The 12,343-nt window shown below is 70.9% G+C and carries 13 protein-coding genes; 11 read left to right on the plus strand and 2 right to left on the minus strand.

What is annotated here, in order from left to right:
• The first annotated feature begins 213 nt into the window (after window positions 1-213).
• The 8 genes from EG812_RS00520 to EG812_RS00560 all read left to right on the plus strand — a co-directional run bounded on the left by EG812_RS00520 (window position 214) and on the right by EG812_RS00560 (window position 6,925).
• Window positions 214-711 (plus strand): polyadenylate-specific 3'-exoribonuclease AS, encoded by a 498-nt coding sequence (locus EG812_RS00520; protein ID WP_013735135.1) that lies wholly within the window; start codon window positions 214-216, stop codon window positions 709-711.
• 81 nt (window positions 712-792) lie between these two features.
• Window positions 793-1,323: a pyridoxamine 5'-phosphate oxidase family protein gene (locus EG812_RS00525; RefSeq protein WP_013735134.1), complete on the plus strand. Its 531-nt coding sequence runs from the start codon at window positions 793-795 to the stop codon at window positions 1,321-1,323.
• 147 nt (window positions 1,324-1,470) lie between these two features.
• Complete coding sequence (locus EG812_RS00530; RefSeq protein WP_013735133.1) at window positions 1,471-2,499, plus strand: 6-phosphofructokinase; 1,029 nt, start codon at window positions 1,471-1,473, stop codon at window positions 2,497-2,499.
• 69 nt (window positions 2,500-2,568) lie between these two features.
• On the plus strand, window positions 2,569-3,387 hold the full coding sequence (proC, locus tag EG812_RS00535) for a pyrroline-5-carboxylate reductase (protein ID WP_043721554.1): 819 nt from the start codon (window positions 2,569-2,571) through the stop codon (window positions 3,385-3,387).
• A 156-nt stretch (window positions 3,388-3,543) separates the two neighbouring features.
• Complete coding sequence (locus EG812_RS00540) at window positions 3,544-3,894, plus strand: DUF2203 domain-containing protein (protein ID WP_043721551.1); 351 nt, start codon at window positions 3,544-3,546, stop codon at window positions 3,892-3,894.
• 113 nt (window positions 3,895-4,007) lie between these two features.
• A complete protein-coding gene (locus tag EG812_RS00545; RefSeq protein WP_013735130.1) occupies window positions 4,008-4,601 on the plus strand; it encodes a GNAT family N-acetyltransferase in 594 nt (197 codons plus the stop codon).
• Between the two features lie 3 nt (window positions 4,602-4,604).
• A complete protein-coding gene (locus EG812_RS29410) occupies window positions 4,605-6,095 on the plus strand; it encodes a helix-turn-helix transcriptional regulator (RefSeq protein WP_232510844.1) in 1,491 nt (496 codons plus the stop codon).
• 95 nt (window positions 6,096-6,190) lie between these two features.
• Window positions 6,191-6,925 carry a hypothetical protein gene (locus EG812_RS00560; protein ID WP_013735128.1) on the plus strand — a complete coding sequence of 245 codons (735 nt, stop codon included), beginning with the start codon at window positions 6,191-6,193 and terminating at the stop codon, window positions 6,923-6,925.
• 52 nt (window positions 6,926-6,977) lie between these two features.
• On the opposite strand, the gene EG812_RS00565 is transcribed toward EG812_RS00560, so the two are convergent.
• Both EG812_RS00565 and EG812_RS00570 read right to left on the minus strand, forming a co-directional pair.
• Entirely contained in the window at window positions 6,978-7,667 is a 690-nt protein-coding gene (locus tag EG812_RS00565; protein ID WP_223165716.1) for an NADPH-dependent F420 reductase, read from the minus strand.
• A gap of 193 nt (window positions 7,668-7,860) precedes the next feature.
• Window positions 7,861-8,346 carry a glutathione peroxidase gene (locus EG812_RS00570; RefSeq protein WP_013735126.1) on the minus strand — a complete coding sequence of 162 codons (486 nt, stop codon included), beginning with the start codon at window positions 8,344-8,346 and terminating at the stop codon, window positions 7,861-7,863.
• Between the two features lie 202 nt (window positions 8,347-8,548).
• On the opposite strand from EG812_RS00570, the gene EG812_RS00575 reads away from it, so the two are divergent.
• The 3 genes from EG812_RS00575 to EG812_RS00585 all read left to right on the plus strand — a co-directional run bounded on the left by EG812_RS00575 (window position 8,549) and on the right by EG812_RS00585 (window position 12,331).
• A complete protein-coding gene (locus EG812_RS00575; RefSeq protein ID WP_013735125.1) occupies window positions 8,549-10,156 on the plus strand; it encodes a glycosyl hydrolase family 18 protein in 1,608 nt (535 codons plus the stop codon).
• 202 nt (window positions 10,157-10,358) lie between these two features.
• Window positions 10,359-10,838 carry a hypothetical protein gene (locus EG812_RS00580; protein WP_013735124.1) on the plus strand — a complete coding sequence of 160 codons (480 nt, stop codon included), beginning with the start codon at window positions 10,359-10,361 and terminating at the stop codon, window positions 10,836-10,838.
• An 86-nt stretch (window positions 10,839-10,924) separates the two neighbouring features.
• Window positions 10,925-12,331, plus strand: a complete 1,407-nt coding sequence (locus tag EG812_RS00585) for a class II 3-deoxy-7-phosphoheptulonate synthase (RefSeq protein ID WP_126710446.1) — start codon at window positions 10,925-10,927, stop codon at window positions 12,329-12,331.
• Window positions 12,332-12,343: the final 12 nt, after the last annotated feature.

Raw genomic sequence — 12,343 nt, forward strand, 5'->3', positions numbered from 1 at the left:
GCCTGGCGGCCCTGACAAGGCGGACTGACACCCGATCGGCGTCCGGCAGCGGTACACATCAGATCATGACGGTCCGGTCGCGTGGTGTACACCCCTCAAGTCGCTTGTGTGACAGCTTCAGCTGCGATGTCACCGTTGCGGGTGGCGTGGAAGCGCTCCCGGTGTCTCGCCCCGCTCGTCAGCGCGGTTCGGGCGTCGGCGAGGATGGCGGGGATGGTCTACCGCTATTTCTACGACTGCGAATTCATCGAGGACGGCCGCACGGTCGAACTGGTGTCGATCGGCATGGTCGACGAGTACGGCCGCGAGTTCTACGCGGTCTCCACCGAGTTCGACGCGTCCCGAGCCGTGCCCTGGGTCCGCCGCAACGTCCTGGACAAACTGCCCTCGCCGGCGGATCGGGCCTGGCGTTCCCGCGAGCGCATCCGCGACGAGTTGTACGACTTCCTCGTCGAGCCGCTGCGCGCCGGCAACGGCGAGGAGTTGGAGCTGTGGGCCTGGTACGCCGCGTACGACCACGTGGCGCTGGCCCAGCTCTGGGGTGCCATGCCGGCGCTGCCCCGGGAGATCCCCCGGTTCACCAAGGACCTGCGACAGCTGTGGGACGACCGGGGTCGCCCGCGGCTGCCGAACGCCGACTCGGCGCGGCACGACGCCCTGGTCGACGCCCGGCACAACCTGGCCCGGTGGCGGGCGATGACCGGGTCGTAGGTTTGGCTGGTTCCGTCCGGGGCACCGGTTCGGCCTGACGGGGGTCGACGTGAGGGAGCACCGCCATGAGCGAGCGCCAGCATGACTGACGAGGCGATGGCCGTCGGCGCGGCCCGGGAGCGGATCACCGAGCTGATCCGGGCGGCGGGCAGTTGCACGCTCACCACCATCTCGCTCGACGGTCGGCTGGTGGGCCGCCCGATGCTCCTGCAACGGGCGGCGTTCGACGGCGAGCTGTGGTTCTTCGGGTACGCCCGGTCGGCGACGGTGCGTCAGCTGCGGGTCAACCCGGAGGTCGAGGTGAGCTTCGCCGACCCGGAGGATCAGGTCCTGGTGTCGCTCTCCGGCACCGCGCGCGACGACCACGACCCGACCCGGGCAGCGCAGCTCTGGCGTCCGGAACTGGCGACCTGGTTCCCGGACGGGCCGGCCACGCCCGGCCTGATGCTGATCGCCGTGCACGTCACCGCAGCCCGCTGCTGGGAGCGCACCGGCCGTCGACAGGATCTGCTCGGTGGTGCCGGATCCGCGCCACCTGGTGCGTCGGTGTTCGCGCCGGGCGGTGCGTCGGTCGCGGCCGGTGCACCTCGTGATCACGCTACTGAGCGGTAGCGGGTCGCGGTGTCCGGTCGGACCAGCGGCGACTACAGTCGCAGTGACGGCCCGCCCCGGGCCGGCAACGGCGCCGAAGGTCTGACGTGACGCATATCCTGGGGCTTGATCGGGCTTGACCAGATGCTCCCAGGAGGATGAGCGATCATGCGTATCGGCGTGCTCACCGGCGGCGGCGACTGCCCCGGTCTCAACGCGGTCATCCGGGCGGTGGTCCGTAAGGGCGTCGCCAGCTACGGCCATGAGTTCGTGGGTTTCCGGGACGGTTGGAAGGGCCCGCTGGAGGGTCTGTCCCGCCCGCTGGGCATCGCGGAGGTCCGGGGGATCCTGCCGCGCGGCGGCACCATCCTCGGCTCCTCGCGGACCAACCCCTTCAAGATCGAGAACGGCGTCGAGCGGATCAAGGAGAACCTGGCCGCCCAGGGCGTCGACGCGTTGATCGCCATCGGCGGTGAGGACACCCTCGGTGTCGCCACCAAGCTGCACGAGCTGGGCGTCCACGTCATCGGCGTGCCGAAGACCATCGACAACGACCTCGGCGCCACCGACTACACCTTCGGCTTCGACACCGCGGTCAACATCGCGATGGAGGCCATCGACCGGCTGCACACCACCGCCGAGAGCCACCACCGCACCCTGGTGGTCGAGGTGATGGGCCGGCACGCCGGCTGGATCGCGCTGCACGCCGGCCTGGCCGGCGGCGCGAACGTGATCCTGCTGCCGGAGCGGGCCTTCGACGTCGAGCAGGTGGCCGGCTACGTCGAGAAGCGCTTCCAGCACCAGTACGCGCCGATCGTCGTGGTCGCCGAGGGCGCCCAGCCGCTGGAGGGCCAGATGGTCCTGCAGAACCAGGAACTGGACGCGTTCGGCCACGTCCGGCTCGGTGGCATCGGCCAGTGGCTGGCCGAGCAACTGGAGGCCAAGACCGGCAAGGAGGCCCGTACCGTCGTGCTCGGGCACATCCAGCGCGGCGGTACCCCGACCGCGTTCGACCGGGTGCTGGCCACCCGGCTCGGCCTGCAGGCCATCGACGCCGCGCACGAGGGCGACTGGGGCAAGATGGTCGCGATGCAGAGCACCGACATCGTCCGCGTCCCGCTCGCCGACGCCACCCGGGAGCTCAAGACCGTCCCGCTGGAGCGCTACGCCGAGGCCGAGGTCTTCTTCGGCAGCTGATCGTGGTTCCGACGTCGCGGCGGGCCGCCCGGTCCGCCGCGACGCCGCTTCCCAGAGGGGGTACGTCAGGTGTCAGCCGGAGTGCGCACCGTCGCGGTGATCGGCGCGGGCAAGATCGGCGAGTTGATGCTGTCCGGGCTGCTGCGCTCGGGCTGGCCGGTGGACCGCCTGCTGGCCACCGCCCGCCGCCCGGCCCGCGCCGAGGAGTTGACCGCCCGCTACGGCGTACGGGTGGTGGACAATCTCACCGCGGTCGACGAGGCCGACGTGCTGGCCGTGTCGGTCAAGCCGCAGGACGCGGCGGTACTGCTTGACGAGATAGGGCCGAAGGTGCCCGGCGGCAAGCTGGTCATCTCCCTCTGCGCCGGCCTGCCCAGCAGCTTCTTCAGCCGCCGGCTGCCCGAGGGCACCCCGGTCGTACGGGTCATGACCAACACCCCCGCCCTGGTGGACGAGGCGATGACCGCCATCTCCGCCGGCGCGCACGCCACCGGGGAACACCTGGCGCTGGCCGAGGAGATGTTCAAGCCACTCGGCTCCACCATCCGCGTGCCGGAGAGCCAGCAGGACGCGGTGACCGCCCTGTCCGGCTCCGGTCCGGCCTACTTCTACCTGCTGGTCGAGGCGATGACCGACGCCGGCATCCTGCTCGGCCTGCCTCGCCAGGTGGCGCACGACCTGATCGTGCAGACCGCGATCGGCTCGGCGGTGATGCTGCGCGACTCCGGCGAACACCCGGTGAAGCTGCGCGAGGCGGTCACCTCGCCCGCCGGCACCACCATCTCCGCCGTCCGCGAGCTGGAGAATCACGGCGTACGCGCGGCACTGCTGGCCGCCCTGGAAGCGGCCCGCGACCGGGCCCGCGAACTCGCCGCCCAGGCCGAGTAAACCCCGCCGCAACCAACTCATGATCCACTCCGTTGCGCCGATGTGGCGGTATTCCCGGGCCGGTGATGCCGCCACATCGGCGCAACGGAGTCGATCACCGCTCGGGCGGCCCCGAGCCGGTACCCGAGGAATGTCCGGGTGACGCATACTGGCGCGGTGTTCACTCTCGCTCAGGCCCGGCACCTGGTGGCCACCCTGCAACCTCGGATCGACGAGCTGATCCGGGTCCGCGCCGACCTGACCGAGTTGCAGGTCGATCTGGCCAACCACGGGCTCAGCGCACTCGGCGGACGGCCCGAGCTCAAGGGACTGGAAGCGCGCCTGCACGCGATCTGCGACGAGATCGGGCAGCACGGCATCGAGATCAAGAGCGTCGCGCCGGTGCTGCTCGACTTCCCCGGCGAACGCGAGGGCCGACAGGTGCTCTGGTGCTGGCTGGAAGGGGACGCCGACGTGCGCTGGTACCACCGCGCCGACTGCGGCTTCGCCGGCCGCCGCCCTCTCTGATCTCCACTGAACTCCGCGCCGGACCGTAGTTCGATGTGGAGACCGCGTCGATCCGATGGCGACACTCGCTACGGTGGGCGTGGATCATGCTGACCAACGGAGGAGGGCACTGAATGTTCGCCGTACGGTTGACCGCCGATGCCGAGCTGCGTCCGCTCAATCCGTGGCACGCGGAGGAGTTCCTGGCCAACCTGGACCGGGCCCGGAAGAACATGACGCCCTGGGTGTCGCCGGCCTTCGTGGCCACCGACCTGGACGGGGCACGGCTCGTGCTGCAGCGTTACGCCGACCGGTGGGCCCGCGACGACGGCGGCATCTGGGGCATCTGGTCCGACGGGACGCTTGTCGGTGGGGTGCTGCTGGTGTCACTGAACGCCGGGACGGGAGTCTGCGAGGCGGGCTGCTGGCTGGAGCCGGCCGCCGAGGGACGCGGGCTGGTGACCCACGCGGTCAGCCGGCTCATCGACTGGGCGGTCGACGAGCGCGGCCTGCACCGGGTCGAGTGGCGTGTCCTCAGCGGCAACGTCCGCAGCATCGCGGTGGCCCGTCGGCTCGGCATGCGTCGCGACGGCGTACTGCGTGAGGTGGTTGCGGGTCCGGACGGGCGGTCCGACCTGGAGATCTGGTCGCTGCTTGCCCCGGAGTGGCGCGCCCACCGCGCCGGTGCGCCGCGCGGTACGGATGGCGGCGAGCGACTAGAACAGTAGGGTATGGCGCGCCCGACCACTCTCGTCCGACCTGCACCGGCCCGACAGGTTCTGCCCGTCGTCGCCGCGAGCACGGCGGGGGCGAGTGTGGTCGCGCTCGCCGCCCTGGGAGCGGCCGGCCACGGCGGCTACGCGAGCGATCCGGTCGGCGCTGTGGCCCTGGCTGCGGCGGCGACGGTCAGCATCGTCGTGGCTGCCCGGCTGGGTCGGTCGGGCCACCGCACCGCGGGCCGGCTGGCCGCCGGGTTGGCCGGGTCCCTGCTCGCCTACCTCCTGCTCACCGTCCTGGCGGTGGCCGCAGTCGCGGCCGGACAGCCATGGGCCGCAGTGACTGTCGCGGCGTGGAACTCGGCCTGGATCCCGCCGCTCGCGCTGATGCAGCTCACCGCCTCGGCGGCCGTCCGCACCAGCGGTGCCACCCCCTGGACGCACCGGGTCGTGGGCCTCACGTTGGGCGCGGTCACACTGGTCAACGCGGTACTGACCACGGCGAGCGAACCGTTCGCGGGGCTCCCGACGATCGCCGGGGAGTCGTGGCGTACCGCGCTCGCGCCGGTCGGCGCCACCGCCACCCTGCTGGGGATGGGTGCGCTGCTCGTGCTGCCGGTGACGCTCTGGCGAGCCGCCCTCGGTTCGCACGAGACCGTCCGGGCACGGCTCGGCATCGTCGCCGCGGCGACCACCGCGGCACCGCTGACCGTCGCCTTCTGTCTGCTCCTCGCCGTCGCCCGGGCACCCGGCGGCGTCGAACCCTCGCTGGGCTCGGTGGCCTTCCTGGTGGCGCTCTCGGGGGCCGCCGCGTTCGCTGCCGGCTGCGCACTCGCCGCCGCCCGGGGTGCCGCCGAACCTCGTCAGGTCACCGTCGTGGTCCGCATCGCCGGTCTGACCGCCGCGGCCCTGATCATCACCGGCATCGGCACGATCGTGGCCGCTCCCGGCTCGTCGCTCGGCCCGACCACGGTAGCCCTGCTCGTCTCGGCGCTGACCGTCCTCGTCGGCGGCGCGGCCTGGGCCGGCACGGGCCTGCTGGCCCGAACCCTCACGCCCCCGCCGCCCTCAGGACCGGTCGGTCCGGAGACGACGCCACGAGTTGAGGCGACGATCGCACCGACACACGTCGGAGCCCCGCACCTCCCGCCGGCCGACACGCCGTCCGGAGCCGAGGGCCCGGTCGGGGCGGCGGATGCGGTCGCCGGTCCCACGGCGGCTGGGGCATCGGGCGCGGCCGAGGGATCGGGCGGGGTCGGGGTGGTGCCGGAGGTCGGGTCGGCGGCGGTCGGTGGGTTGACGGCGCGGGAGCGGGAGGTGCTCGCCGCGCTTGCCGAGGGGGCCAGCAACGCCGGGATCGCGGCGCAACTGGTGGTGTCCGAGCGGACGGTCGACGCACACCTGCGGGCGATCTTCATGAAGCTCGCCCTGACGGCCGACGGCACCACCAACCGGCGGGTGCAGGCGGCACGGATCTGGCTGGAGCACACCCGACAACGCTCCTGAGCAGGGGATTGCTGAAGATAGGTGTTGAGGCCGATGCCCGTGACGGCGGCCTCGGGGCACGGTGAGCCATCACTCGATCAACGGAGGCTTGCACCGTGTCCGTCCCGTACCTGCGCCGCGTCGCGCTCGTCGCCCTCTTCGTACTGCTGCTCGTCTCGCTGGTCGGCCGGACCGTGTTCATGCTCTGGGAGCCACCGTTCGACGGCACGATCCGGTACGACGACATTCGCGAACTGGGTTCCGCGTACTGGCCGATGAACCTCTACCTGGGCGGCCCGGCGTACGCGGTGTCCTGGGTCGCCGCCGCGGTCTTCATCGTCCGGCTCGGCAGGGGCCGGGCCGGGTTGCTGAACCTGGTCGGCGCGTTCCTGGTCGGTCTCGGTGGCGTGGTGTTCGCGCTGACGATCACCGCGGAGGTGCTCCCGTTCGCCTACGCGGCCGACCCGGCCGTGCTGCCCGAGGCGCAGGGACGCGCCCTGTTCGACGTGCTGAACGACCGGCTGGACTGGGTGATCCCGGCCATCATCGGCAGCCAGCTGGCGATCGTCGTGGGCATGCTCCTGGCCCTGGTCGGTGCGCTGATCGCGCGGACCATGCCCCGGCCGCTGACCATCGCCGCCCTGGTCTACGCGGTGCTCTTCGTGGCGCTCCCGCTGGCGCAGTTCGGTCGCGCCGTCGTCATCGTCGACTACCTGCTCCAGGTGGCCCTGGTCGCCGCGATCGGCTGGTACGGGCTGCGAGCCGTCGACCGCGAGGCGCGGGACAGCGCCACGCCGGCAGTCGACGATCGCTCCACCGCCGCCCCGCACACGGACCCCGCCGTCGCGTGACACGGGCCGGGCGGGCCGGCGGAGAACCGACCCGCTCGCCGACGGCGTCCGGTCAGCTCCGTTCGGCCTTGGCCAGTGCGGCACGTACCTTGTCGGCGTCGCCGGGGGCCTCCTGCTCCCAGTTGGCCGGGTCGGCGGAGTAGATGGTGCCGTACGCCGGGGTGTCCGGCTGGAACCGCCAGCTGTCGGCCAGCGTGCCGGCGTCCACCGCGTCGTAGCCGATTCGGTCGAGGAAGGCGGTGACGACGGCCTTGGCCTCGGCGTCGTCACCGGCGATCGGCAGCGCACTGCGGTCCGCCGCGCCGGCGGGCCGGGCCAGGGCGAGCAGGTGCCGGAAGAAGATGTTGTTGAACACCTTCACCACCCGAGCCTCGGGCAGGTGCTGTTGCAGCAGCTCACTGCTGGTGACGGTGTCCTCGTCCAGCTCGGGGATCTGGCCGTCGCGCTGCGGGTAGTAGTTGTTGGTGTCGATGACGACCTTGCCGGCCAGCGGCTGCGCCGGCACGGCCCGGTACGACTTCAGCGGGATGCTGACCACCACCAGGTCACCGGCGCGGGCCGCGGCGTCGACGGTGCCCGCGCTCGCTCCCGGCCCCAACTCGTCAACCAGGTCGGACAGCGTCTCCGGCCCCCGCGAGTTGCTCAGCACCACCTCGTACCCGGCCGCCACCGCCAACCGCGCGACGGTGCCTCCGATGTGTCCACTTCCGATCAACCCCACGACCGACACGTCAACTCCCATCGACTCGGCTCTCCCGTCGAACCTACTCGCCCGCCGGACACTTCCGGCCGATCCGGGGTGATCTCCGCCCGATGGACATGCGGAGGCGACGGAACCCGATCAGACATGCGGAGGCGACGGAACCCGATCAGACATGCGGAGGCGACGGCACCCGGAACGTCGGGCGCCGTCGCCGGTGAGTCAGGCAGCGAGGTCAGGGCAGGGTCTTCTCCACGGTGGCGCGCAGCGTGGGGTCGTCGGGGGTGACCGTCGGGGCGAAGCGGGCGGCCACGGTCCCGTCCGGGGCGACCAGGAACTTCTCGAAGTTCCAACGGACGTCACCGGTGTGGCCGTCGGCGTCGGGGGTGTCCACCAGGGCGGCGTAGAGCGGATGACGGTCGGGGCCGTTCACCGCGACCTTCTCCGTCAGCGGGAAGGTGACGCCGTAGTTGACCTGGCAGAACTCGCTGATCTCCGCAGCGCTACCGGGTTCCTGGCCGGCGAACTGGTTGCACGGGACGCCGAGTACCACCAGCCCGCGGTCGGCGTACTCGTCCTGAAGGGCCTGCAGGCCGGCGTACTGCGGGGTGAGGCCGCAGCGGGAGGCGACGTTGACCACCAGCAGGGCGCGCCCGCGGTACTGCGCGAGATCGGCGGGGCCGCCGGTGAGGGAGTTGATCGTGGTGTCGAAGACGGACATGGCGTGAGGGTATCGCCGAACGTCGGTTGGTGGCGCGCCGTCTACCGCCGGGTAATGGCCATCCACCGGCGAAGACCCGGCGGGCGGCGCGGGTTTCGCCCGAGCCGACAAATCGATACATCGACATCTTGACGAAGTGGGGTCGTGTGAGTAGCGTCTCATCAACATTTTGGAAAGTTTCCTAACTGTTTGGAGACGCCACATGAAGAGATCGCTCCGCCGGGCCCTCTGGGTCGGCGCCGTGGTCGCGGTGACCGTTGCCTCGGTCCCGATGGCCACGGCGTTCGGTGCCGGAAGTGTGACCACCTCGTTCACCCGGGTGCAGGACTGGGGGACCGGTCACGAAACGAGGGTCACCATCACCAACGGTTCCAGCGCCAGCGTCAGCACCTGGCGCATCGAGTTCGAGCTGCCCTCGGGCACCAGCATCAGCAGCTCCTGGGACGCCGACGTCACCCGCAACGGCAACCGGTACGTGGCGGTCAAGAAGAGCTGGGCCGGCGCGCTCGCGCCCGGCGCCTCCTTCAGCTGGGGCTACAACGGCACCGGTGCGTACCGGGCGCCGTTGAACTGCACCGTCAACGGCGCGGCCTGCGGCGGTGGCACCCCGCCCCCGACGAGCCCACCACCGCCGACCACTACCGCACCGCCGCCGCCGACCTCGCCGCCCCCGACCACGCCGCCGCCCCCGCCGGGTGGACAGAAGGTGGTCGGCTACTTCGCCCAGTGGGGCGTCTACGCCCGCAACTACCACGTCAAGAACATCCACACCAGCGGCTCGGCGTCCAAGCTGACCCACATCCTGTACGCCTTCGGCAACACCACCGGCGGTCGGTGCACCATCGGTGACAGCTACGCCGACTACGAGAAGGCGTACACCGCGGCGGAGAGCGTCGACGGCGTCGCCGACACCTGGGACCAGCCGCTGCGCGGCACCTTCAACCAGCTGCGCAAGCTCAAGCGGATGTACCCGCACATCAAGGTGATCTGGTCGTTCGGCGGCTGGACCTGGTCCGGTGGCTTCACCCAGGCCGCGCAGAACCCGACCGCCTTCGCCGAGAGCTGCTACAACCTGGTCGAGGACCCGCGCTGGGCGGACGTCTTCGACGGCATCGACATCGACTGGGAGTACCCCAACGCCTGCGGTCTGACCTGTGACGCCAGCGGCCCGAACGCGTTCAAGAACGTGGCCGGCGCGCTGCGTACCCGGTTCGGCTCGTCGGCGCTGGTCACCGCCGCGATCACCGCCGACGGCAGCAACGGTGGCAAGATCGACGCGACCGACTACGCCGGTGCCGCCACGCACCTCAACTGGATCATGCCGATGACGTACGACTACTTCGGCGCCTTCAACGCGCAGGGCCCCACCGCCCCGCACTCGCCGCTCTACTCGTACTCCGGCATCCCGCAGCAGGGCTTCTGGTCGGACGCGGCCATCCAGAAGCTCAAGAGCAAGGGCATCCCGGCCAACAAGCTGCTGCTCGGCGTCGGCTTCTACGGTCGGGGCTGGACCGGGGTCACCCAGTCCGCGCCGGGCGGCAGCGCGACCGGCCCCGCGCCGGGCACCTACGAGCAGGGCATCGAGGACTACAAGGTCCTCAAGAACACCTGCCCGGCGACCGGCACCATCGGTGGCACGGCGTACGCCAAGTGCGGCAGCAACTGGTGGAGCTACGACACCCCGTCGACCATCGGCGGCAAGATGACGTACGCGAAGAACCAGGGCCTCGGTGGCGCCTTCTTCTGGGAACTCTCCGGTGACACCAGCAACGGAGAGCTGATCAGCGCCATCCGCAACGGCCTCGGCTAGGTGTAAGGAAGGGCCCCCTGTTAACGCCTCCGGTAGAGCACGGGCCCCCTGTTAACACTCCGGCAGCTCGATCTTGCCGCGTGTTAACAGGGGGCCCTTCCTATGCAAAAGGCGATAACAAGGGGCCCTTCCTTGTATCAGGGCGGGGTGTGACAGACTCGCCGGTCGGAACGGTGCGATATGTGTAGATGGGGAGGTAGCGATGCGGGTGTACCAGCGCAGCGCCGCCCTCGTCGTGCTCACGACCGTGTCACTCACGCTGGTCGGCTGCGGACTGATCGGCGGCGACAAGGAGCCGGCGGAGCAGCCCGGTCGGGCACCGGCCGACGAGGCCCTGGCGAAGTCCCGCGAGCGGGTGCAGGCGTACCTCGACGCGATGACCGCCAAGGACGTCGCGGCCGGCCGCAGCCAACTCTGCACGGTGCTGCACGAGTCGTTCGACGCGGCGGCGACCGGGCCGAACGGCGACTTCGCCGACCACTTCACGGTGACGCAGACCGAGATCGTCGACATCCGCCCGGGACCGGTCGGGCAGGAGGTCAGCACTGTGGTCACCGTCACGGTGGGTAAGCGCGAGGCCAGCCGGTCGCTGCTGTTCACGGTCACCCGCGACGGGCTGGACTGGTGCATTTCGGGCGAGCGGCCCGGTGGGCACAGTCCGTCTCCGACGCCGACGCCCTGACCTGCGGCAGCGCACCGCGTCGTCCATCTGCCGGAACCCGGCCCCTCACTGGTCGGTCACCCGGTCGGCCGCCGTAGGCTTTCGTCATGCGCCATGAGTGGCATCAGTTGAGTCATCCGGCGGTGGGCAGCCCGGTGTTGCAGACCAGCCGTCCGACCGTCGACTCCGCCGAGGACGAGGCCCTCGGTCTGGACCGCTGGCGGGAACTGCCCCGCGCCCAGACCCCGCCCTGGGAGGACCCGGCCCAGGTCGCCGAGGTCTGCAAGGTCCTCGACCGGGTTCCGTCGGTGGTCGCCCCGTACGAGGTCGACCAGTTGCGTCAGCGTCTCGCGCTGGTCTGCGAGGGCAAGGCGTTCCTGTTGCAGGGCGGTGACTGCGCGGAGACCTTCGCCGACAACACCGAGAGTCATCTGCTGGCCAACGCCCGCACGCTGCTGCAGATGGCGATCGTGCTCACCTACGGCGCGTCGCTGCCGGTGGTGAAGGTGGCCCGGGTCGCCGGGCAGTACACCAAGCCCCGGTCGCTGCCGACCGACGCGCGGGGCCTGCCCGCCTACCGCGGCGACATGATCAACTCGCTGGAGGCCACCCCGGAGGCGCGGGTCGCCGACCCGCAGCGCATGATCCGGGCGTACGCGAACTCCGCCGCCGCGATGAACATGCTGCGCGCCTACCTCGCCGGTGGGCTGGCCGACCTGCACGCGGTGCACGACTGGAACAAGGGATTCGTGCGCAACTCCCCGGCCGGCGAGCGGTACGAGGCGATCGCCCGCGAGATCGACCGGGCCCTGGCGTTCATCCGGGCCTGCGGGATGACCGACGACGAGGCGCTGCGTACGGTCACCCTCTACTGCTCCCACGAGGCCCTGGCGCTGGAGTACGACCGGGCGTTGACCCGGGTCTCCGACCGCCGGGCGTACGGGCTGTCCGGGCACTTCCTGTGGATCGGCGAGCGCACCCGGCAGATCGACGGCGCGCACATCGACTTCATCTCCCGCATCGCCAACCCGATCGGGGTCAAGCTCGGCCCGACCACCACGCCGGACGAGGCGATCGAGCTGTGCGAGAAGCTGAACCCGGAGAACATCCCCGGTCGGCTCACCCTGATCAGCCGGATGGGCAACCACAAGGTACGCGACGCGCTGCCGCCGATCGTGGCCAAGGTGACCGCCGCCGGGGCGAAGGTGGTGTGGCAGTGCGACCCGATGCACGGCAACACCCACGAGTCGTCCAACGGCTACAAGACCCGCCACTTCGACCGGATCGTCGACGAGGTGCTGGGCTACTTCGAGGTGCACCGGAGCCTGGAGACCCACCCCGGTGGCCTGCACGTCGAGCTGACCGGTGAAGATGTCACCGAGTGCCTCGGTGGTGCCCAGAACATCGCCGATCTCGACCTGCCCGACCGCTACGAGACCGCCTGTGACCCGCGCCTGAACACCCAGCAGTCGCTGGAACTGGCCTTCCTCGTAGCGGAGATGCTCCGTGGCTGACGCGTGATCGGC

It is taken from the genome of Verrucosispora sp. FIM060022 (assembly GCF_003977705.1).
GTDB lineage: Bacteria > Actinomycetota > Actinomycetes > Mycobacteriales > Micromonosporaceae > Micromonospora > Micromonospora gifhornensis.

Coding starts and splice junctions, on each gene's coding strand:
- EG812_RS29410 (WP_232510844.1), top strand. CDS start 4,605: ATGGCGCGCCCGACCACTCTCGTCCGACCTGCACCGGCCCGACAGGTT.
- EG812_RS00585 (WP_126710446.1), top strand. CDS start 10,925: ATGCGCCATGAGTGGCATCAGTTGAGTCATCCGGCGGTGGGCAGCCCG.
- EG812_RS00575 (WP_013735125.1), top strand. CDS start 8,549: ATGAAGAGATCGCTCCGCCGGGCCCTCTGGGTCGGCGCCGTGGTCGCG.
- EG812_RS00525 (WP_013735134.1), top strand. CDS start 793: ATGACTGACGAGGCGATGGCCGTCGGCGCGGCCCGGGAGCGGATCACC.
- EG812_RS00545 (WP_013735130.1), top strand. CDS start 4,008: ATGTTCGCCGTACGGTTGACCGCCGATGCCGAGCTGCGTCCGCTCAAT.
- EG812_RS00565 (WP_223165716.1), bottom strand. CDS start 7,667: ATGGGAGTTGACGTGTCGGTCGTGGGGTTGATCGGAAGTGGACACATC.
- EG812_RS00580 (WP_013735124.1), top strand. CDS start 10,359: ATGCGGGTGTACCAGCGCAGCGCCGCCCTCGTCGTGCTCACGACCGTG.
- EG812_RS00570 (WP_013735126.1), bottom strand. CDS start 8,346: ATGTCCGTCTTCGACACCACGATCAACTCCCTCACCGGCGGCCCCGCC.
- EG812_RS00520 (WP_013735135.1), top strand. CDS start 214: ATGGTCTACCGCTATTTCTACGACTGCGAATTCATCGAGGACGGCCGC.
- EG812_RS00530 (WP_013735133.1), top strand. CDS start 1,471: ATGCGTATCGGCGTGCTCACCGGCGGCGGCGACTGCCCCGGTCTCAAC.